The 22908-nt window shown below is 48.7% G+C and carries 16 protein-coding genes; 11 read left to right on the top strand and 5 right to left on the bottom strand.

Features of this window, described 5'->3' with window-relative positions; translation table 11 throughout:
- Positions 1-1020 (bottom strand): LLM class flavin-dependent oxidoreductase, encoded by a 1020-nt coding sequence (locus tag BGO59_RS15535; RefSeq protein WP_293684566.1) that lies wholly within the window; start codon positions 1018-1020, stop codon positions 1-3.
- 163 nt (positions 1021-1183) lie between these two features.
- Between BGO59_RS15535 and BGO59_RS15530 the strand changes: the two genes are divergently transcribed.
- The 8 genes from BGO59_RS15530 (at position 1184) to BGO59_RS15495 (ending at position 15907) form a co-directional block, all read left to right on the top strand.
- Complete coding sequence (locus tag BGO59_RS15530; RefSeq protein WP_293684539.1) at positions 1184-2071, top strand: glycerophosphodiester phosphodiesterase family protein; 888 nt, start codon at positions 1184-1186, stop codon at positions 2069-2071.
- A 54-nt stretch (positions 2072-2125) separates the two neighbouring features.
- Entirely contained in the window at positions 2126-3469 is a 1344-nt protein-coding gene (locus tag BGO59_RS15525) for an MFS transporter (protein ID WP_293684538.1), read from the top strand.
- Between the two features lie 23 nt (positions 3470-3492).
- Complete coding sequence (locus BGO59_RS15520) at positions 3493-4527, top strand: alcohol dehydrogenase catalytic domain-containing protein (protein ID WP_293684537.1); 1035 nt, start codon at positions 3493-3495, stop codon at positions 4525-4527.
- A gap of 700 nt (positions 4528-5227) precedes the next feature.
- Positions 5228-8437 (top strand): SusC/RagA family TonB-linked outer membrane protein, encoded by a 3210-nt coding sequence (locus BGO59_RS15515; RefSeq protein WP_293684536.1) that lies wholly within the window; start codon positions 5228-5230, stop codon positions 8435-8437.
- A gap of 69 nt (positions 8438-8506) precedes the next feature.
- Positions 8507-10153 (top strand): SusD/RagB family nutrient-binding outer membrane lipoprotein, encoded by a 1647-nt coding sequence (locus BGO59_RS15510; RefSeq protein WP_293684535.1) that lies wholly within the window; start codon positions 8507-8509, stop codon positions 10151-10153.
- A 51-nt stretch (positions 10154-10204) separates the two neighbouring features.
- Positions 10205-10771: a hypothetical protein gene (locus tag BGO59_RS15505; RefSeq protein ID WP_293684534.1), complete on the top strand. Its 567-nt coding sequence runs from the start codon at positions 10205-10207 to the stop codon at positions 10769-10771.
- 339 nt (positions 10772-11110) lie between these two features.
- Entirely contained in the window at positions 11111-13528 is a 2418-nt protein-coding gene (locus BGO59_RS15500) for a glycoside hydrolase family 127 protein (RefSeq protein WP_293684533.1), read from the top strand.
- Positions 13529-13558: 30 nt separating this feature from the next.
- Positions 13559-15907, top strand: a complete 2349-nt coding sequence (locus BGO59_RS15495; protein ID WP_293684532.1) for a glycoside hydrolase family 127 protein — start codon at positions 13559-13561, stop codon at positions 15905-15907.
- 58 nt (positions 15908-15965) lie between these two features.
- On the opposite strand, the gene BGO59_RS15490 is transcribed toward BGO59_RS15495, so the two are convergent.
- Complete coding sequence (locus BGO59_RS15490; protein WP_293684531.1) at positions 15966-17210, bottom strand: FAD-binding oxidoreductase; 1245 nt, start codon at positions 17208-17210, stop codon at positions 15966-15968.
- A 195-nt stretch (positions 17211-17405) separates the two neighbouring features.
- Entirely contained in the window at positions 17406-18317 is a 912-nt protein-coding gene (locus BGO59_RS15485) for a dihydrodipicolinate synthase family protein (protein ID WP_293684530.1), read from the bottom strand.
- Positions 18318-18461: 144 nt separating this feature from the next.
- On the opposite strand from BGO59_RS15485, the gene BGO59_RS15480 reads away from it, so the two are divergent.
- Positions 18462-19340, top strand: coding sequence for an AraC family transcriptional regulator (locus tag BGO59_RS15480; protein ID WP_293684529.1), 879 nt, complete (start codon positions 18462-18464; stop codon positions 19338-19340).
- 219 nt (positions 19341-19559) lie between these two features.
- Here BGO59_RS15480 and BGO59_RS15475 read toward each other — a convergent pair whose 3' ends face one another.
- Both BGO59_RS15475 and BGO59_RS15470 read right to left on the bottom strand, forming a co-directional pair.
- On the bottom strand, positions 19560-20204 hold the full coding sequence (locus tag BGO59_RS15475; RefSeq protein WP_293684528.1) for an NAD(P)-dependent oxidoreductase: 645 nt from the start codon (positions 20202-20204) through the stop codon (positions 19560-19562).
- A gap of 67 nt (positions 20205-20271) precedes the next feature.
- Entirely contained in the window at positions 20272-20679 is a 408-nt protein-coding gene (locus BGO59_RS15470; RefSeq protein WP_293684527.1) for an Rrf2 family transcriptional regulator, read from the bottom strand.
- A gap of 209 nt (positions 20680-20888) precedes the next feature.
- Here BGO59_RS15470 and BGO59_RS15465 point away from each other — a divergent pair, with 209 nt between their 5' ends.
- A complete protein-coding gene (locus BGO59_RS15465) occupies positions 20889-22028 on the top strand; it encodes a DUF819 family protein (RefSeq protein ID WP_293684526.1) in 1140 nt (379 codons plus the stop codon).
- Between the two features lie 47 nt (positions 22029-22075).
- The gene (locus BGO59_RS15460; protein WP_293684525.1) at positions 22076-22894 is read left to right on the top strand and encodes a peptidoglycan-binding domain-containing protein; all 819 of its coding nucleotides are present in this window, start codon (positions 22076-22078) and stop codon (positions 22892-22894) included.
- The last annotated feature ends 14 nt before the right edge of the window (positions 22895-22908 follow it).

Raw genomic sequence — 22908 nt, 5'->3', positions numbered from 1 at the left:
TTACGAAATGGGCATATAACTTGTCTGCTGAGTCGCCAGTGCATCGCGTACCTGTGCGGTCAGGGTAAGGGAATGTTTCCGGGCTTCGTGGTCGAAAATAGGAGCGGAGAGGATGAATTCATCCGCCTGGGTCTGTTCCAGAAAGGTACGTAACTGACGCTGTACCGTTTTAGGAGAGCCAACCAGTGCATATTTAAAGACCGACTCGATACCCGCCAGTTCATAATCCGGCCATTGAGCCGTCAGATCATCGACGGGCGGTTGCATTTGGCGGGCTTTTCCCCGGCGTATGTACAAAAACTGCTGTTGAACCGAAGTGAACAATCGCTCCGCTTCCCGGTCGGTATCGGCTACAATCACATTCGCGGCTACCATCGCGTAGGGTTTATTCAGTTGGGCCGATGGGGTGAAATGAGTACGATACATATGCAGAGCATGCATCAGATCTTTCGGGGCAAAATGCGAGGCAAATGCATAGGGTAGCCCAAGCATAGCCGCCAGTTGGGCACCAAATAAGCTCGAACCGAGTATCCAGATCGGTACATTGAGTCCATTGCCCGGTACAGCCTGCACAAACTGGTTGGAGTCGTCGGGCTGAAAATAGTGCATCAGTTCAACCACATCCTGTGGGAATGTATCGGGGCCGGTGGCATCCCGTCGTAAGGCGCGGGCGGTGGCCTGATCAGATCCTGGAGCCCGGCCAAGACCCAGGTCGATCCGACCCGGATAGAGCGATTCCAGCGTACCGAATTGTTCGGCAATCACCAGGGGCGAATGATTGGGCAGCATAATACCACCCGACCCTACGCGAATCGTTTTGGTGCCACCTGCCACATAGCCAATGACGACCGATGTAGCCGCACTGGCCACGCCCGGCATGTTATGGTGCTCCGCCAGCCAGTACCGATGATAACCCAGCGATTCGGCATGTTGCGCCAGATTAAGTGTATTGTGTAACGCCTGAGCAGCCGTGTTTCCGGCGACAATGGGCGATAGATCCAGAATTGAAAAGGGAATCATAACTGAATAAGCTTGCGATGTGTGCGGGATGATCTGTCGTTCCCGATGCTGAATCCGGTTGGATTCAACGTACATTTGTGTTTTTATCAACAATACATCTTATTCGATCGGTTCCTTCGAGAAACGTGTAGTATCCTGAAGGAAACCGGCCGTTTTCAATAAAATGCAGTCAAAACATTTTTTTCTGGCGGGGTTAGCGTTTTGTATAACTGCCTGTGCCCCTAAGGCTACGACCAATCTGTCGAAAAGTGGCGCGGAGGACTTTTTTCAGTATAAACCGAATCGTGCTCCGCTCATATCCGTACATAGGGGCGGTGGCGATTTGAAAGGGTACCCCGAAAACTGCATCGAATCGTTTGCGTATGTAGCACAGCAGATCGGCTCGCCAGCGCATCCGGCCATCATCGAATGCGATATTGATCTGACAAAAGACAGTGTGATGGTAATGATGCACGATGCCACGCTCGACCGGACCACCACTGGGACGGGTAAGCTGATCGATAAAACCTATGCCGAGCTGGCGCAGTACCGTCTGGAGGATAACATGGGGACGGTAACACCCTACAAGATTCCAACGTTGGAACAAGTATTGCGCTGGGGTAAAAACAAAGTTCGGTTTACGCTCGATGTGAAACGGAACGTGTCGTTTGCCAAAGTGGTCGACATGATTCACAAGACGGGTGCGAGTGACTATGCCTGTGTAATTACCTACAATGCGCAGGATGCGGCCAAACTTCACCAGCTCGATCCAAACCTGATGCTCTCCGTCACGATTCGGAATCAGGCCGAGTACGATCGACTCCGCGAAGTAGGCGTTCCCGATAACCGGATGGTTGCCTTCGTGGGCGTGAAAGAACCCGACGCGGAACTATATTCGTTTTTGCATCAGAAAGGTATTGCTACCATCCTAGGCACACTCGGCAATCTCGATAAACAGGCAGCTGCCAAAGGCGATCAGGTGTATAAGACATTCGTCCAGCATGGAGCCGATATCATGTCGACTGACCGCCCTTTGGAAATGGCGCGTGTCTTGTATACGGCAAGTAAGTAAAGCCGGATCCTAGCTTACCCATACGATTGACTACCCTAAACCAAGCCAGTTCTTTTGCTACATACCAATTATCGGTGGCGGATTATTGCGCTGCTCTTCCTGGCTACCACCATCAATTATGTTGATCGTCAGGTGCTTTCGTTCGTAATGACGGACGAAGGATTTAAGAAAACCTTATTGGGGCTGGCACCTGAAGCTCTACTCACCGATGCGCATTTGAAACAGTTCAGGATTCAGATGGGGCTGATCGATTCAGCCTTTAAAGCCACTTATGCCATTGGTTTTCTGCTGATTGGCTGGCTCATTGACCGAGTGGGTACCAAGAAAGGCTTTTCAATTGGAATGGCTGTCTGGAGTCTGGCCAGTATCGTGTCCGGGTTTGTGTCGTCGGCAGGGCAGTTTGCCTTCGTGAGAGCGGTGTTAGGACTGGGTGAAGCGGCCAACTTTCCATCGGCGATGAAAGCCATTGCTGAATGGTTTCCCAAACGCGAACGGTCAACGGCTACGGGCATCCTCAATGCGGGGTCCAATATGGGGGTGATTACCACGGCCTTACTGGTTCCTTTTCTGATGCAGCAGTTTGGCTGGCGAGGAGCGTTTCTGATTTCGGCTGTGCTTGGTGTGCTGATGTTGGGAATCTGGTGGGTGAGTTATGCGAAACCCGAAGACACGACAAAGCTCTCCGAACTAGAATTTCGGTATATTCTCGATGAACGGGAGCCTGACCGGAAAGCATCATCGAACAGTCGCTACTCGTGGGGAATGCTGCTTGGTCATCGACAAACCTGGGCGTTTTGCTTTGGTAAAATCTTCGCCGATCCAGTCTGGTTCTTCTACCTGACCTGGCTGCCCGATTTTCTGCTCACCAACAACCAGCTTGACCAAAAACTGGACCTGAAAAACTTCGGGATTCCATTCCTGATCATCTACGTTGTGTCCGATATAGGGAGTGTATTCTTCGGCTGGCTGGCAACCTACTGGATGAAAAACGGCTGGTCTGAAAATAAAGCCCGCAAACTGGCCATGCTTCTTTGCGCGCTGTCTGTTACACCCATTTACCTGATTCCGTCGGTACATAGTTTTGCAGGTGTAGTCGCGTTACTGGCGCTGGCAACGGCTGCGCATCAGGGGTGGTCCACCAACGTGTATGCTTTATCGACGACCTTATTTCCGGGCAATTCAGTCGCTACGGCTACCGGAATAGGCGGATTTATGGGGGGGATGATCAGCATGGGTGTGGCTGCGGCTACGGGTTTTATTGTAGCATCGTTCGGCTACAAGCCTATGTTTGTCTTTGCCAGTTGTTCGTATTTGATCGGTTTGGTCGTGATCCATCTGGTTCTGCCCATTCTCCGTCCTATCGACGTGTCACCGGAAACAGTTGAGGTGACCGTCTAAATCCGTATAACGACCATTCCTGAATGACTGACAAACAAACCACTATGTTGGCAGGTGTGCTAACGGCTCCCCGGTCGATTGACATCCAACAACGGCTAATTCCTGAGCCTGGTTTTGGGGAAGTCAGGATCAAAATGAAAGCAGTGGGCATCTGTGGATCTGATGTGTCGCTGTTTCAGGGTCACCGGCCCGATTTAGCCTTCCCATTAGTGATTGGGCATGAAGGCATTGGCTATATTGATAAAGTGGGAGAGGGGGTAAGCCCGCAACGACTTGGTGAACGTGTGGTTATTGAGCCTAATTATCCCTGTGGCCACTGCGACTTCTGCTGGCAGGGTCGCGGAAATATCTGCCTGAATAAGCGGATCATTGGCGTGCTGGAAACGGGATGTTTTGCTGAGTATACCGTTGTTCCGGCCCGGTTTGCCTGGTCACTGCCTGAACAAATCACCGACGATGATGCTGTGGTGATCGAGCCTACCGCTGTGGCCCTTCATACACTCTTCTCGTCGCCTGCCCGGCCTGGCGATACAGTTGCTGTTGTGGGGTTAGGAGCTATCGGGTTATTGGTAACCCATCTGGCCCAACGGATGGGCTATATTGTGTTGGCGTATGACCGGATTCCCGAAAAAGTAGCGTTGGCGGCCACACTAGGGGCAATTCCTATATCCGTCGATTCGTCTGTTGCTCACATTGCCAGCCAATGGAAAGAAGCAAATGTGCATACTGTATTTGAATGTGCTGGTTCGGCTCCAGCGTTTACAATGGCCGTTGAGGCTGCTCCACGAGGAGCCTATGTGGTGGTGGCTGGCTTAGCCGATAAGCCCAGTAGCCTAACCGAATTTAGTATAACCCGACAGGGCATTACGATTGTTACCGCCATCATCTACCAGCATCCCATTGATTTCCGACGAACGATCCGCCTGATCGAAAATGGTTTTTTGCGGCCCGGCTGTATCATTTCGGTGAAAGAACCCTTTGAACAGTTAGCAACAGCCCTCGATACTGCCTGTCTTGGCAAACATGCCAAAATAGTATTAGACGTACTGGAAGCTTAAGAGCCTATGTTGACTTGCTCGTCGATGGTTGAACTCGCCCTTCAAAATAGCTACTTGCCCACAAGGACTTCTCATTGAGCCTGTTATTCGAGTATTCATCTGCTGAGCAAAACAAATTAAGTGCAAGGGTGTTCAATTCGCTGGTTTAGAAGCTAAGCTGTTTGCGTTCGGGCAGATTTGAGAATCTGTCCTCACCCTACCTGGGCAAAACGCAGTTAGTTGACGAACTCAAACACTCTAATGCCTTTCGTAAATAGTCACTAGTGGTAAGCTATACTCAATCGCCAGCTTCCTGGTAGCTAGTAGCCTAACGACTAAATAAGCCTACAAGCGGAATTCACCGCCATGGAGGATTTATATCCTTCTTTTTCAGTCATCTTTTCTAACGAATCTAACGCACGTACACATCGTCGAATTCTCGTCATAAATCAGGATTAATACAGCTAAAGGCAAAAGCTAGGGCGAATACGTTAATTTTTTAAGTATTTATTGTAGTAAATACTTAAAAATCATAAAATACTCAATAGTACTTTGGTTTTATTGAAAATACTTATGGTGATATTTTGATAATTATATTTTGATAAATTTAAATAATAGAGAATATAATATTGTATTAGGTTAATTTTTGTCTATATGGAAATACGCTTTAAGGTATATATTTGCAGAAAATACTTATTTTAATCTTAACTTAATCTCTTTCATGATGAGAAAATTACTAATGAGTATGCTTCTGACATGCTCGCTTTTGATTTCTTCCTGGGCCCAGGACAGGAAGATCAGAGGGAGAGTGACGGCAGCGGAAGATGGGGCTCCTATACCCGGCGCGTCAGTCGTTTTGAAAGGTACCTCACGAGGTGTGAACACTGATGCCGATGGAAATTATTCTATCAGTGTTTCGGATGGAGGTAAAGTGCTGATTTTTAGTTTTGTGGGCACAGCCGCACAGGAGATTGAAATTGGCAATCGATCAACGATTGATATACAATTAGTTGCCGATGCCAAAAGTCTACAGGAAGTGGTCGTAACGGCCCAGGGGATTGTTCGTGAGAAAAAAGCATTAGGGTATGCCGTCACAACGCTGGATAACCGATCAATTGAAGACCGCCCACAAGCCGATGTGGGCCGTATTTTGCAAGGGAAAATTCCAGGGGTAAATATTACGGCTACATCGGGGGTATCGGGAACAGGTACGAACATCAACATACGGGGGTTTTCGTCGATTACAGGTTCTACCCAACCCCTGTTTGTCGTTGATGGGGTACCGTTCAATTCCAGTACCAACTCGCGGGGTGGATTTACTGGGGGCGGTCAGTCTGCATCCAGTCGTTTTCTAGACATCGATCCTAATAACATCGAGAACATCAGTGTACTTAAGGGGCTGGCTGCTACGGTTACGTATGGCGACCAGGGCCGTAACGGGGTTATTCTGGTGACCACAAAAAACGGCAGCAAAAAAGCCCGCCCAACGGAAATTACACTGACTCAGTCTGTTTTTACGAACAAAGCCAACCTGCCGAGTTATCAGAATGACTATGTTGGTGGATTCCAGCAAAACCTGGGCTACTTTTTCAGCAATTTTGGGCCAACGCTTACTGAAGCCCTGGCGTATCCATCGCAGAATACGAATACGGCACTTACACAACATCCGTATGCATTTCTGACGAACGCTACGTTGAGGGCAGCAATGGCCCCCTATGTGGCTTCGCTGGGGCAATACCAAATGCAGGTTTATCCTGACAATGTGAAGGATTTTTTCCGGACCGGGGTTATTTCCAATACATCACTCAATTTGTCGGGGGGCAACGAACGGGTAGGGTACAACCTGTCGGTTGGGTATAACCGAGAGCAGGGCTATATCCCGGAAAACGGATTAACTCGTTTAAATATAGGGGCTGGTATTCGGGCCCAGTTGAACAAAAAATTAAGCATCAATTCATCGTTCAACTTTGCCAATACGGATCAATTTACTCCTCCTCTCAATGCAGGAACAGGGAATAACACGCTGAGCGGCTTTCCGTCGGTACTGGCCAACGTGCTCTATACACCCCGCCAGGTCGATTTGATGGGGTGGCCTTTCGAGAATCCAGTCGACGGAGGGACAGTCTATTTCCGGTCGGGTAATGATATCCCAAATCCGCGCTGGATTTTGAAAAACTACAAAACAACGGACGTGGTCAACCGCTTTTTCACGACAACCAATCTGACCTACGACATTGCGAAAAATCTGGTGCTTCTTTATAAAGTTGGGTTGGATACCTACAATGAAAACCAGGAGTATAAGTTCAACAAAGGCGGGGTTGATTTTGTAAATGGATTTTACAATACGTACGATATTAAGAATACCATCTGGGATAATAGCCTGATTGTATCGTATACCCGTCCGATGGGCGATCACTTTACGGTGTCTGGCCGCTTGGGTGGAAATATGCGTAACGACAAGACGAACAGTACTTTTGTCAGCAGCCAGAACCAACTGGCACGGAACTTATTCCGCCACAGCAATTTCATCGATAACGTAGCGTCGAATGGTGAGGTAGAGCAAACCCGCATTGGTGTGTTTGGCGAAATTACTGCCGATGTGAACGACTATCTGTATCTAAACCTGGCAGCTCGTAATGACTGGACATCGACTGTAGAAGTGCCCAATCGCCAGATTTTCTATCCGTCGGGAAGTATTTCATTCGTGCCTACTTCAGCCTTCTCTGGTCTTCAGGGGAGTAAACTGTTAAGTTTCCTCAAACTGAGAGCCGGTATTGGTACATCGGCTGGTTTCCCTTACCCGTATAGTACCCGAAATGTACTGAACCAAAGCGCCCGTGGCTGGCTTAATTCATCCGGAACGACGGTGCAGACGCACTCGGTGGATAATACCCTGGGTAATCCAAACCTGAAGCCAGAGCTCCATACTGAAATTGAGTTTGGGCTTGAAGGCCGCCTGTTAAGCAACCGGGTTTCTTTCGACATAACGGCCTATCAGCGGAACACGCGTGATCTGATCACCAATTCGCCCCTTGATGCGTCGACGGGCTATACGGCTACTACGATCAACATCGGTAAAATCCGGAATGAAGGTATCGAGATCAGCCTCTCGGGAACTGCCATCAAACGGGGGGATTTTGCCTGGGATCTTACGGGGGTCTTTTCGCGCAATGTACCGAAAGTGCTGGATCTTGGCGGAACACTACAGGAAGTTCAGATCGCCGGTTTCGGTGGTGGGCTGGGTAACTATGCCGTAGTAGGAAAACCATTTAATCTTATCAAGGGAACGGGGTATCGACGCAACGATCAGGGACAGTTGCAGATTGATGCCAGTGGGAATCTGCTCACAACCACATCGCCCGTTGAATTAGGAAATCCAAACCCTGCCTTTACATCGAGTCTGATCAATGAGTTTAAGTATAAATCGTTGACATTGAGTGTGATGCTTTCGTATCGTCATGGCGGAGCGATGTATTCGTCTACAGCAGGTGCGTTGCTTGGCAGAGGGCTGGTCAGTGTCGATAATGGTAAATTGGCAGGTACCGACAGAGCACAGACAATTATTGTTCCGGGTGTGAAAAATGCTGATGGAACGGTAAATGATGTTCAGGTGACAGCTTCTGATTTCTATTTTAACAACTATTACTTCTTTGGCGATGAGGGCCGTATTTTCGACGGGTCAACCATCCGACTACAGGAAGTATCCCTGGCCTGGCAGCTGCCGAAGAAAGCCCTCAGTAAACTCTCCATCAAAGGGGCATCGCTATCGCTATTCGGAAATAACCTCTGGTACCGGGCTCTCTATTTCCCCAAAAACCTGAATTTCGATACCGATAACCTGGGGCTGGGTGTTGGCAATGGACTTGGTTTTGAATTCCTGACAGGGCCGAGCGCCCGACGATTGGGCGGAACGCTGAAAATCACATTCTAATCATTCGGCAGTGCTATACCAGGTGCCTAACCGCCCTGCATGGTGCTTTCCATTAACAATACGTATACGATGATTAACAAAATAAGCACACTTGTTCTAACGCTGTGTGTGGTCGTTGTTAGCTCCTGTAAGCTGGATTTGCTCGATAATCCAAACGCTGTAACGACCAACAACACGGACATTAATTACCTGCTCAATTCCATTGAACTGACTTACAAGGATCATTTCAATCAAATGAGCGATCCGGGTATGCGCCTGACGCGTATGCTCAACCAGGGGGCTGCCATTTATGATAACGCAGTATCGCCCAATAACTTCAGCGGGGCCTGGGAAACAGCCTACGCAGGGCTGATGACCGACGTAAAAACACTGCTTCCGCTGGCCGAAGCCGGTGAGCTGTACGTGCATGCGGGTATTGCCCGCACACTCAGAGCCTCTGTGCTGATCAATCTGGTCGATGCGTTTGGGGATATTCCGTACACACAGGCCATCGACGCTACGAATTTTAATCCGGGAGTTGATACGGGGAAAAGCATCTATGATGCGGCACTGGCTGAATTAGATAAAGCTATTGCCAACTTTAAAGCGACCTCAAAAGGGGGGGCTACGGGCGATTTAATCTACAGCGGTAGCACCGACAACTGGATACGGGCTGCCAATTCGCTGAAGCTGAAAATTTACCTCAATCGTCGGCTGACAGACCCAACCGGCTCCACATCTGGTATAAATACCCTGATTGCTGGTAATCAACTTATTTCAACAGCCGCGCAGAACTTCACGTTTAAGTTCGGCTCGAATCTGACCAATCCAGATACGCGCCATCCGCGTTATGCAGGGCAATATTCACCGACGGGCGGGGGCGATTATCAGTCCAATTCGTACATGGGGGCGCTGTACTCGGCAAAAGGGTTTCAGGACCCTCGTATTCGCTACTATTTTTATCGCCAGACGATCAAGAACCCGACGGATGTCAATGCACTGCGTTGTATAACAAACACGAAACCAACTCATTATACAGATGCTGATGTATTCTGCCTGCCAACCAGTGTGGGCTATTGGGGGCGCGACCACCTGAACAACGAAGGTATTCCACCAGATGGGTTGCTAAGAACGGCCTGGGGTGTGTATCCGGCGGGTGGTTTGTACGACAACGATGCCGGCACACCAGTATCGCTGGGCGCAGGGGCCGGAGGAGCCGGTATACAGCCCATCATTATGCGTTCATTTGTCGACTTTATGCTGGCCGAATCAGCCCTGACGCTCGGTACAACAGGAGTGGCTAAAGACCTCCTTAAATCAGCTATCGAAAAATCGATGGCCGATGTCCGGGCTATGGCTCTGGGTACTACCGAAAGCAGTAAAATCAGTACGTTCGAAGCTGCTCAGAACTTTGTATGGGCCAATGAGGTGACAAAATACGTAACGAAAGTACTGGCCGATTACGACGCGGCAACAACCACCGATGCTAAACTGAATATTATTGGTACAGAATACTGGCTGGCCCTGCACGGTAATGGTATTGAAGGCTATAATCTCTATCGTCGGACAGGTAAACCGGCCAATCAGCAGCCTGCTCTTGATCCCAACCCCGGTGCTTTCCCCCGTTCGTATTACTACCCGTCAACCTATATCATACGAAATGCAAACGCTAAGCAAAAAGCGAGTTTAACAGTGCCTGTTTTCTGGGATAACAACCGGGATGGGCTGTTGAAATAAGTTGCCAATTGCTAGTTGAAACCCTATAAGTCATCTCAAAAGTATATTGAAATGAAAACGTATTTACTTATTGCACTAGGGAGTTTAATGGCTCTATCCTGCAAAACAGACATGATCACCCACCTCGAAGTCAGCGATTTTGAGAACGGTGGGTATATGCGTACTGTTACGCCCTATCCAGTTGCCAATTCGACGTTTAGTGTCAGCAAAGCCAATATGAGTGGTACCAAAATGGAGTTTGTGGCCGAAGCCGTCACCGCCAATCAGGGGGCTTTGTTTGCATCCTATGATCTGACGATCAAATTTGTCGATGCAACACCGGCAAACGGTACGATCACTGGTACAACCGTAGCCCTGAAGTCAATAGCAGCTTCGGCCTTTACCAAAGATGCTACAACGGGCTATCCGAGAGCCACCATCTCCGTTACGGGGACAGAAGCGCTCACGGCCACTAAACTGACCGCAGCAGATATCGCCAATGGTGACCGTTTTGAAATAAACGGAACCATGAAACTGACCGATGGAAAATCATTTTCAGCGTCAAATACCAGCCCGAATATTACCGGGGGAGCTTTTTACAGTTCGCCATTCTTTTACCGATTAAACGTGGTGAACTAATGGGGAATACAGTAGGGCTAAGGTGCCTACCTTAAGCAACTATCCCTTATCCCTGCTGAACATCAACAGAAAGGCGAAAACACCTCTTAAGAAGCTTTGGAATAATCCAGGGCTTCTTAAGAGGTGTTTTCGCCTTTTATAACGACGGCTTAGCCCTGGTTAAGCGCGGTGTCAGCACTCTGCTGGAGCACTGGTTAATAAACTATTATTATTGGCGAATCTTCGCAAAAGGCCTAGTCAGAAAGTACCGTAACTTCGACGATCTGGTGGATATTCTGATTGAAATAGAATAGGATGAACTCAATCAGGCTGATCCTATTCGTTAACCGTGTTGATTCCATGTGTCTCTGTAAGCGAACACTATTGACCCTGATGATTGTTGGGCTAACCGTACTGAGTTGGGGGCTACCTGTTGCTGCCCAGCCAAAATCCGGGGGTGATTACCCGATACAGCCTGTTCCATTTACTGCCGTAAAAGTGACCGACCAGTTCTGGGCTCCCCGTATTCGGCTCAACCACGACATAACGATCCCCATTGCGCTGAAGCATTGCTACAGCACGGGGCGGGTGGATAATTTTCTGGTGGCGGGCCATCGTAAGCCAGGCACGAAATTCTGTACCGAGTATCCGTTCGATGATACCGATATATATAAAATTATCGAAGGAGCCAGTTACTCTCTGCAAACATTTCCCGATAAAAAACTAGACGCTCAGATTGACTCGCTGATTACCTATGTGGCCAGTGCACAGGAACCCGATGGGTATCTATACACGGCCCGCACCATCGATCCCGCTCATCCGCATCCCTGGTCGGGGTTGAAACGCTGGGAGAAAGAATCCGACTTAAGCCATGAACTCTACAATAGCGGGCACCTGTTCGAAGCTGCCGTAGCCCATTATCAGGCCACAGGAAAAAAAACACTGCTAACCGTGGCAATTAAAAACGCTGACTTGCTGGTCAAGGATTTCGGCCCCGGAAAATTAAGCTACTCGCCTGGGCATCAGATCGTAGAAATGGGCCTGGTTAAACTGTACCGGACAACGGGAAAAAAGGAGTACCTGGATCTGGCGAAATTTCTGCTCGATGTGCGCGGCAAAGGCAACGAATACAGCCAGGATCATAAACCTGTGGTGCAACAAACCGAAGCTGTAGGGCACTCTGTTCGCGCTACCTATATGTATTCGGGTATGGCCGATGTGGCTGCCATAATGGGCAACAAAGCGTACGTGAATGCTATAGACAAAATCTGGCAGGATGTTGTATACGATAAATATTACATCACCGGCGGAATCGGGGCGCAGGGAGGCCATGAAGGGTTTGGGCCAGCCTTTGAGCTGCCGAATATGTCGGCCTATAACGAAACCTGCGCGGCCATTGGCAATATTTACTGGAACCAGCGTCTGTTTCTACTCCACGGTAACGCTAAATTTTACGATGTACTGGAACGAACGCTCTACAACGGTATGCTGTCGGGGGTATCGCTCAGTGGCGACCGATTCTTTTATCCCAATCCGCTGGAATCCAAAGGCCAGCATAGTCGTAGTGCATGGTTTGGCTGTGCCTGTTGCCCCAGTAACGTGTGCCGGTTTATACCTTCGATGCCTGGCTATGTGTATGCTCAACGGGGTAACAGGCTCTATGTCAACCTGTTTGTAGAAAGTGAAGCCAGTATAACGCTTGATAATCTACCCCTGAAAATAACCCAGGAAACGCGTTATCCATGGGGAGGGGATGTAGCGTTCACGGTCAACCCGACAAAGGCGAAGGCATTTGAACTAGCCATTCGCATTCCGGGCTGGGCGCAGAATCAACCTGTTCCGGGTAACCTGTACGCGTTTACCAGCCAGTCGTCGGCCCCCGTCATGTTGACTGTCAATGGTAAACAAGTAGCATATAACCTAGAGGACGGGTATGCGATCCTGAGCCAGACATGGAAAAAAGGGGATGTGGTGCGTTTGTCGCTACCAATGGAGGTCCGCAGGGTGAAAGCCAGCGAGCGTGTGAAGGCCGATCTGGACAAAGTAGCCCTGGAACGTGGCCCGATCATGTACTGCGCCGAGTGGCCCGACTCCCCCGATGGACACGTCCTGGATTTCGTATTGCCGGCGCAGGCTACGCTTCAGACGGAGTTTAAACCGGATGTGCTGGGAGGAGTAGCGGTTATTTCGGGCAGTGTTGAAAAAGTCAAACGCGGACCCAATGGTGAACTGGAAACCCGCTCGGCTACGCTGACGGCTATTCCCTATTATGCCTGGGCCAATCGGGGAGCGGGTGAGATGGCTGTCTGGATGGGTACCCGACCCGCAGCCGCTAAACCAACGCCAGCACCAACGATTGCGTCGACCAGCAAAATTACCGCTTCCTTTCCAACCAAAGCGCTGGTGGCCCTCAACGACCAGGATACACCTAAAAACTCCAACGATCACGATAATATGTATTACCACTGGTGGCCGAAGAAAGATACGGTGCAATGGGTACAATACACGTTCGACAAACCAGCTACTGTATCGTCATCGAAAGTGTACTGGTTTGATGATAGCCCCTGGGGAGGGTGTCGTATTCCAGCTTCCTGGAAATTACTTTACCAGACCTCGACCGGCGATTGGAAAGAGGTTAAAACCACAAAGCCCTACATCGTAAATAAGGATCAATTCGATGAAGTTACCTTCGAACCTGTGCAGACAACTGCCCTTCGGATGGAGGTTCAACTTCCCAAAGAAGCCTCAGCCGGTATTTTGGAGTGGTCGGTACAGTAAGATGTATGCAATGTTCGTAATCGCTTTATCATGAAAACCGCATTTTTTACTGCTGTTCTGTTGTTATGGCAAGCTGTTGGTTTCGGGCAAACCTATCTGCCGGAGCGAAGTGATCCTAAAATCAAGGTGAAAACGGCGGTGCCAATTAAAGCCTACTCGTTTCCATTGCGAGCCGTAAAATTGCTCGACAGTCCGTTTAAAACGGCACAGGATGCCGACGTCCGTTTTTTGCTCGAGCTTAAACCAGACCGACTGTTGTCGGAGTTTCGGGCACATTCGGGCCTGACACCGAAAGACAAACCATATGGTGGCTGGGAGTCGTCGGGCCTGGCGGGGCATTCGCTGGGGCATTATCTGTCGGCACTGGCTCTTCATTATGCTGCCACCAACGATGCCGAATGCCTGAAGCGGATCAACTACATGGTCGATGAACTGGACGAATGCCAGAAAGCCCGGAAAACGGGCTACATCGGAGCTATTCCGAAAGAAGATACGGTATTTGCCGAAGTTGCTCAGGGGAATATCCGGTCGAGAGGATTTGACCTCAACGGGGCCTGGTCGCCCTGGTATACAGTGCACAAAGTGATGGCGGGGTTACTCGATGCGTATTTGTACGCTCATAACGAAAAAGCCCTGAACATCACCGTAGGTATGGCCAACTGGACAGGTGAGCTATTGAAAAACCTTACAGATGGACAGGTTCAGCAAATGTTGTTGTGCGAATACGGAGGTATGAACGACGTACTGGTCAACACGTACGCTCTGACGGGAAACAAAAAATACCTCGATCTGTCATACACATTTCATGACCGACGAATACTGGATTCGCTGGCTCATCAGAAAGATATTTTGCCTGGCAAACACTCGAATACACAAATCCCGAAGCTTATTGGTACGATCCGACGCTATGAACTCACTGGAAATCAGACGGATTTTGCCATGTCAGATTTCTTCTGGAAAACCATCGTCAGGCACCATACCTATGCTCCAGGTGGAAACAGTAACTACGAATACCTCAGCACCCCCGATCAGCTCAACGACAAGCTGACCGACAATACGATGGAGACCTGTAATACGCACAATATGCTGAAACTCACCCGGCATTTGTTTGCGCTCGATCCGAAGGCATCGTATATGGATTTTTATGAACGAGGGCTGTATAACCACATTCTGGCATCGCAGAACCACAAAACAGGCATGGTTTGCTATTTCGTACCCTTGCGAATGGGAACCCGTAAGCACTTTAGCGACGAAGAGGAAAGCTTTACATGCTGTGTCGGCACGGGGATGGAAAATCATGTTAAATACGGTGAGAGTATTTATTTCAAAGGTGCCGATGGTAGTTTATACGTTAACCTGTTCATCCCATCGGAACTGACGTGGGCTGAGAAAGGGCTACAAGTAACGATGATATCTAACCTACCTTCTGACTCAAAGGTTTCACTCCGCATTCAGACGGATAAGGCTCAGATACTCCCTATTCGGATACGAAAACCCTATTGGTTGTCGGGCGATATGCTCCTGAAAGTCAACGGGAAACCTATAAAAGGGGAGGTGGTAGGAGGTTATATCGTGATTTCGCAACGCTGGAAAACGGGTGATCGCATCGAACTAACGTTACCAGCCAGACTACGCTACGAACCGATGCCTGATAATCCGGCTCGTCAGGCATTTTTTGCAGGACCAGTATTACTGGCAGGTGATCTGGGAGCCAGGGAACCTGATCCGATGCAGGGCGTTCCGGTATTCGTTACCAATAACCCCGATCCGAACAGTTGGATTAAGCCTGCCAGTGATTCACTAGCCTTCGAAACCTGGCAGACAGGTAACCAGGCTATGGTGATGATGAAGCCGTTTTATGCACTCCAGAGTAATTTCTACACCGTTTACTGGGATGTATTTACGGACGATGGCTGGAAGGCTCAGCAAGCCGTTTATGAGCAAAAACGTCGCGAGGCCGCCGACCTCGAACGACGAACCGTTGATTTGCTCCGCCTGGGTGAAATGCAGCCCGAACGAGATCATGATTTTACGGGCGAAAAACTCGAAACAGGAGAAGACCATACGCGTAAATTTCGTGTTGCCAACAGTGGTGCCTTTATGAGTTTTACCATGAAAGTAGATCCCGTTGCACAGAATAGTTTAATCGGTACTTATTGGGGGATGGATAATCGGGGCCGTCAGTTCGATGTGCTGGTCAACGACACCTTAATTGCCAGTGAAGACCTCAATAAGTACAAAGAGAGCCGTTTTTACGAAATTTTATATAAAATTCCGCAACAGCTAACGAAAGGCAAAGAGACCATAACAATCAGGTTACAGGCCAAAGCGGACAACTCAGCTGGCCCGGTATATGGACTACGAATGGTAAAGGAGTAAGCTAATTTCTGACTGTAATGAACACGATAGAAGGCTGGCTGCTGACAAGGGTAATGGCTTAAAATCGATCGGGAGCGAACGATGAAATGTCCATACTGGAAACCTTATCGGTGATTACCTCGCTGACTAATTTGCCGGTAGCAGGCCCCAGGCTTAACCCCATCATGCCATGCCCTGTTGCCAGCACAACGTTGTCGAGGTGTTTGCTTTTGCCAATGTACGGTAATCCATCTGGCGAGCAAGGGCGAAGACCCCGCCAGACTGTATCTGCAGCAGGCATATCGACGGTAATATCCGGGTAATAGCGATTGATTGACTGAACAATTCCACGCACCCGATTCATATTAATGGTCATGTCGGTGCCAGCCACTTCGAGCGTTCCGGCGAATCGAAGATGGTTCCCCATAGGCGTGGCCGTTGCCCGAGCTTCAAGCATAATGGCTGGTACGCGCACGGTATCGCCTACGTTTCGGAGCATAAAACTGTATCCTTTTCCGCCCTGCATCGATAGGGTAACTCCTAGCTGACGGGCAATGTCGGGCGACCAGGCTCCTCCTGCTATCACCACGCCATCGACTTTTACAGGCCCCTGAGGTGTTTTAATCCAGGTAACGTGTGCACCTGTCTTCGTAAATCCTGTCACCGGACGATTTTCCAGAATCTTTACCTGATTTTTTTTTAAATAGCTAACCAACGACCGAACCAGCTCACCTGGATTCACATGGGCATCACCAGGGTACCAAATACCTCCACGAACATCAACCCGTGTTTTAGGCTCCATATCCTGTATTTGCTGTCCATTTAATAAGCGAGCTTCGATGCCGGCGCGATTGGCTATGTTAGCTTCCTCTGCCATTTCGTGTTCGGCAACCGTTGTTTTGTAAAGCATTAGTAAGCCACGCTCCTGCCATTCGAACGACAGGTCGCCATTGACCGCTAAGTCCTGAAAAAGCTTTTTACTTAACAGGCTCAGGTCTCGTAATACCGGAATCGATCGTTCGACGTGACCAGGCGTTGCGTGTTGGTAAAATAGCCAGCCCCAGCGCATCAGTTCCAGATTTAAGCGGGGTTTGACGTAGAACGGGCTGGTCGATTTCATCATCCAGCGCATTCCTTTGGCAATCATACCGGGTTGGGCCAAGGGGATTATGTGACTAGGCACAATCATGCCTGCGTTCCCAAACGAACAGCCATCAGCAATGGTCGTTTGATCGAAAACCGTAACCTGATGGCCTGATTTATGCAAATAATAAGCTGAGCAGAGGCCAACGATGCCTCCGCCCACAATGCCAATGTGTGCCATGTGTGTGGATGTTAATTGAGTGGAAGGTTGAACATAATGACCTAAACGCTCCGCAATCAGTCAAACGAAGATGACGATGATCAGAGAGGAGGGAGGGTTCAAGAAGTTGAGCATGAACAGGTTATTAAGGGGCTCATGTGGCCTCATAATAACCTGTAAACCCATGTTGGTTAATGTCGTGTTAGGCTATAAGATTTATTGGACACTGAGGACAGGTCGTTTCGCTAACGCCGTGTTGATCACATTCAAAATCTGCTCACGTTCATCTCCGATAAGAGGCAGGCGGGGAGCACGTACATATTCGGAACCGATGCCGGTGGCAGTAGCTGCCAGCTTGATGTACTGAACCAGCTTGGGGTGAATATCCAGCTCCAGCAGCGGCATGAACCAACGGTAAAGGTCCAGCGCTTCGGCCACTTGGCCAGCTTTTGCAAGTTCAAAAATGGCAACCGTTTCCTGAGGAAATGCATCGACCAGACCGCCCACCCAGCCATCGCAGCCCAGCAATAGGGCTTCCAGGGCTAGCGTATCAACACCGCCCAGTAACTTGAACCGATCACCAAACGCATTACGCATCCGGGTCACGTTGGTCAGGTCGCGGGTCGATTCTTTCACAGCCTGGATATTCGGTAGTGTTGCTAACTCTTCGAACATCGCCACGGTTGTCATGATTTTGTAATCGTATGGATTATTGTAAATCATGATCGGTAGTGAGGTTTCCTGGGCTACCGACTTAAAAAACGTCACGGTCTCCCGCGCATCGGCAGGGTAACGCATGGGAGGTAGTAGCATCAGACCATCAGCACCGTTTTGTTCGGCTTCCCGGGCGCACGCTATGGCTTGTTTGGTGGCCTGTTCGGCAATATTTACCAGAACGGGTACATTCCCCTGGCAAACTGACAAGGCCGATTTGAGCAGGTCAACTTTTTCGTGATTGAGCAACGTACTGGCTTCGCCCAGCGAACCACCAATAATAAACCCATGGACCCCCGCTTCGAGTTGGGCGTGCAGGTTTTTTTCGAAAAGGGGTAGATCGAGCTGATCGTCAGCCGTAAATGGAGTCAGAAGGGCCGGATAAACACCCGTCCAGGCGATAGAAACGTTCATTCGAGTAGCGATAATTCACGAGTGCGATTTGTCTGTAAAATTACCTCTGAACGGCTTTCGATTGTTGATAAAAATTGGTCGATAGTAATATTATTTTCACTACATTAATGCAGGAAGTGAAGTTTATGGGCAAAATAATTACTGATGAAGCCACTATTATTTAAAGTGCCAGCTATTGAGGATCGTACCTTTCGGGTTGAGCAGGATAATTTTCCTCATTTCTATGGGCTTTTGCATTTTCATCCTGAAATTCAACTGACCCTAATTCAGGAGGGGGAAGGCACACTGATTGTCGGCGATAAAATTGATCGCTTTGGGCGAAATGATGTACTGCTGCTGGGCTCTAATTTACCCCATGTGCTTCGTAGCGATCCTGATTATTTCGCCCCCGAATCGACCCGGCGCTCTGTAGCTATTTCCGTTCTTTTTCGTGCCGAACACCTGGAACCTACTGTGCTGAACTTACCCGAAACCCGTCATTTGCAGTTATTCCTGCGTGAATCGCAGCATGGGGTACGGCTTCGCTGTGGGGAGGGACACCCGCTGACAGAGAAATTTGAATCTTTACCCACGCAGCGACCTATCGAGCAATTTTTAACGCTACTCAGTATCCTGGATTATTTGTCAACCTGTGCAGACCGGGAGGTTATATCAGCAACGGCTTTTACGCATCCACAACGCCCCGAGGATCATCAGCGACTCGAACGGGTGTTTTCCTTTATTCTTGAAAACTACCATGCTTCGATCACGTTGGAAGATGTTGCCAGCATGGCGAATCTGACACCGGGGGCTTTCTGCCGTTTCTTTCGTCAGCATACCCGTAAGACATTTTTGACGCTGCTCAATGAAGTACGTATTGAACATGCCTGTCGATATCTACGTGAGTCGAAGCAAACCATTAGCCAGATTGCCTTTTCCTGTGGCTACACGAATCTATCTAACTTCAATCGGCAGTTCAAAGGTATTACAGGTATGGCTCCGGGTGAGTACATTCGAAGTTACAACCGGACACCTATCGGATAGCTGAATGACACTTTTCCAGAACCGGATTAACACTACACATAAAGCCGATAGCAGCGACTAGACAACATCCGTTGTTCAGCTACTGGTGAAAAAATCCAGCAGGTTACCTTTTCTCGTGATCCATATAAATGGAGTCGGCAACATACCAGATGATACACCTAAAGTAAATCCTCCCGAATGATTCTGGCATTCGGGAGGATTTGCGTCGTTTAAGGGTTGTCAATAGCCTACCGTGAACCGCTTTTGCACAAACTGGGGTTGCTCGATTTCGTTGAGAATAGCCACAGCCAGGTCGGCAACGGTAATTTTGCTTTCGCCTTTTTCATCGAAAACAGGTTGCTCAGTACCAATTCTGAACGTGCCAGTGCGTTCGCCGGGAGCCAGATTAATGGCCGGACTCAAGAAAGTCCAGTCGAGGGTAGTGTTCTGACGAAGGCGGGTTAGGTAGTCTCGTGCCGATAAGGCTCCGGGTTTCCATTCGGCCGGAAACTGGGGCGTGTCTACGAGTTGTACACCGAGAGCTACCTCCAGACTACCGGCCCCACCAACGAACAAATATCGTTTCACTCCTGCCTGTTGTGTACCCTGTTCAATAGCCTCAGCGCCCTTTAAAAAGTCATCATATAAGTTAGGGTTTGTCCAACCCGCATTGAAGGTGCTGACCACGGCATCGTGCCCAGTAACCAGTTCGGCTATTGAATTGGCATCCAGGGCATTGCCTTTTTTGACAGTTAATTTAGAATCAGTAGTGGTGATTTTTTCGGGATGAGAAACAATGGCGGTTACGTCATGTCCCCGTTGAAGGGCTTCGGTCAGAACAGCTGAACCAACAAAACCAGATGCGCCAATAAGTGCCAGTTTCATAGAATTAAATGGTTTATTGAAAAGTAATTATTGTAATAAAAATTGTTACAGTTTTGTTCAAAAAAAATTAATCAAATCGATGCACAAAATCGTCCAGGGTACTGGTTCCCAGATTTCGCACCAGCGCTTCTTCCGCTTCCTGATATAAACTGTCCAGATGGCGATTAATTTGTCGGCCAACCGGACAATCTGGATTGGGTGAGTTCCGTGCATTGCCTAATACAGTCCCTTGATTGGTGGCCAGAAACACATCCGACACCCGAATCTGGCTGGCTGGTTTTGCCAGCATTGTTCCCCCATTTTTCCCCTCTCGACTAACGACTAGTCCTTTCTTGCGAAGGTTACTAATTTCTTTGCGTACCAGGACTGGATTAATATTAATACTACCCGCAATAAAGTCAGACGTAACCCAATCGCCGTTCGCTTTGGTAAGCAGCGTTAAAATATGCATCGATATGGCAAAACGTCCGTTCATTACTGTAATATTATTAGTTACAGATTTGGCTTGTTAAAAATTCCCGTTCATGAAAAAAAATAGAAAATAGGGCATAGATTTTAGGATCGTCATGCGTTACACCGATTAAAATTATCGAAGCAGTTTACACAGTTTCGTCATAACTAACCTGAGATTTCGCGCGCTATTGACTGTTTTTGCCTATTTTACAGGCATAACCTACCTCTTTTGTGACAGACTCTATTTTTATCCTGTTCATTCTTTGCCTGAATGTTATCATTTGCGAATGGCTAACAAAAAAGCCAGGCTTTCGTCAGATTGGTACAGCTTTGCTGGTTATTCTGGTAACGGCTGTCGAAGCCAATCTGGGGGCTATCCCTACTTCTGAAACGCCGGTTTACGAAGGCATTTTTAGCTACATCGCCCCATTCTCGCTGTTTCTGCTGTTGCTAAGTGTTAATCTCAAAGATTTGCGTAAGGCGGGTCTACCCATGCTGACGATGTTTTTGATAGGATCATCGGGAACGATCATCGGTGTTTTGGTGAGTGTTTGGGCATTTTCGGCTCCACAAACAGTTGGTAGTCTGTTTTACGCCCTGGCGGGGATGTTTACAGGAACCTACATCGGTGGAAGTATTAATTTCCACGCTGTGGCCCTGCATTATGGCGTGTCGAAAGCGGGTAATTTATTCATCGCAGCGACGGCTGCCGACAATATTATGACGGCCCTCTGGATGATAGCGACCCTTGCCTTACCCGTTTTTTTACAACGTCGGTTTCCTCGGCAACGACCGATTGCCTCAAAGGATCAGGGTACATCGCCGGCTGAAGATCTATTCTCTGATTCTGAAACGATGACTCCAAATGATCTGGCCCTCTTGCTGGCACTTGGATTTGGGTCTATTTTTCTTTCCAAACAGTTGGCAGCTTTGTTTCCTGTTATCCCTTTCGTGCTGGTTCTGACAACAATTGCGTTGGCATTGGCGCAATTCCGGGTAATCAACTCGTTGCGAGGGAGCCGACTACTTGGCCTTTTCGGTATCTACATTTTTCTGGCTGTCATTGGTGCCTATTGCGACATTGCCGCCCTCATACGCGATGGCCAACTGGCTTTTGTCCTGTTTGGTATGATCCTGTTACTGGTACTGATTCATGCGCTTATTGTGTTTGGAATCGGGGCTTTATTCCGGCAGGACTGGGATATACTGGGCATTGCCTCACAGGCAAATATAGGTGGAGCAACGTCGGCCCTGGCGCTGGCCCGTAGCCTGAATCGGCCTGATTTACAACTGCCTGCCGTACTGGTTGGTACGCTAGGTAACGCCATTGGTACCTATTTGGGTATTCTGGTCGCGGAACTTCTGCGATAAATAAAGTCTGTGCGCATCTTAAAAACATACCTTCCTGACTTACCGATATGCAAAAGACAGCCTTTCAGAACGAGCTTACGATCAGTGCTGTTCAACAACGAAATGGATCGAACAATACCAAAAAGGACGTTCGAAAAATTCAGGCCTGGCTGACGCTATTCGCTATGACCAATGCAGGAGCCGCTACGGCAACGGGTATTGATGGCGACTTTGGCAAAGCTACCGAACAGGCAGTTAAAAATTTTCAGAAAACGAAAGGCGTATCTCAAAATGGTGTTGTCGACCAGGCTACATTCGATTTGCTGACCGCTCCCATGCGAGCGGCATTTCTGGGGCCTATTGCTGGAACACAACTACGTGGGTTGGTGATTGAGGCAGCCCGAAATCAGTTACAGAATCGGCCATTTGAGCTGGTCATCAATCAGCAACCGAACTCAGGCCCGTGGGTACGAGCTTATATGGATGGTAATGAAGGAAGCGAGTGGCTCTGGTGTATGGGCTTTGTACAGACCATTCTCGATCAGGCAGCCTCTATAGTAGGTAAAGATTTCAAACAAATTATGCCGTTGACCTATAGCTGTGACGTCGTTGGAACAACGGGTTTGCAGACAGGTGCACTTTTTCGCTATTCCCAGATTCGGGCCAACCCAGCGTTGATGAAACCCGGTGACATTTTTCTCCTCCAAAAAACACCAAACGATTGGGTTCATGCGGGCCTGATAACCCACATTGGCGACGACTTTATTGAAACCATTGAAGGCAATACCAATGAAGGCGGATCAAACAACGGCAATGCTGTTTTGAGCCGGGTTCGTAATTTCAGGAAGTCGAAACTAGATGTGTTTTCAATCGAAGGGTTGGTGTAAGCAACTGGTCAAGA

Source organism: Spirosoma sp. 48-14 (assembly GCF_001898575.1).
GTDB lineage: Bacteria > Bacteroidota > Bacteroidia > Cytophagales > Spirosomataceae > Spirosoma.
The sequence above is the reverse complement of the archived record's forward strand: the minus strand, read 5'-3'. Positions and strand labels throughout refer to the sequence as shown.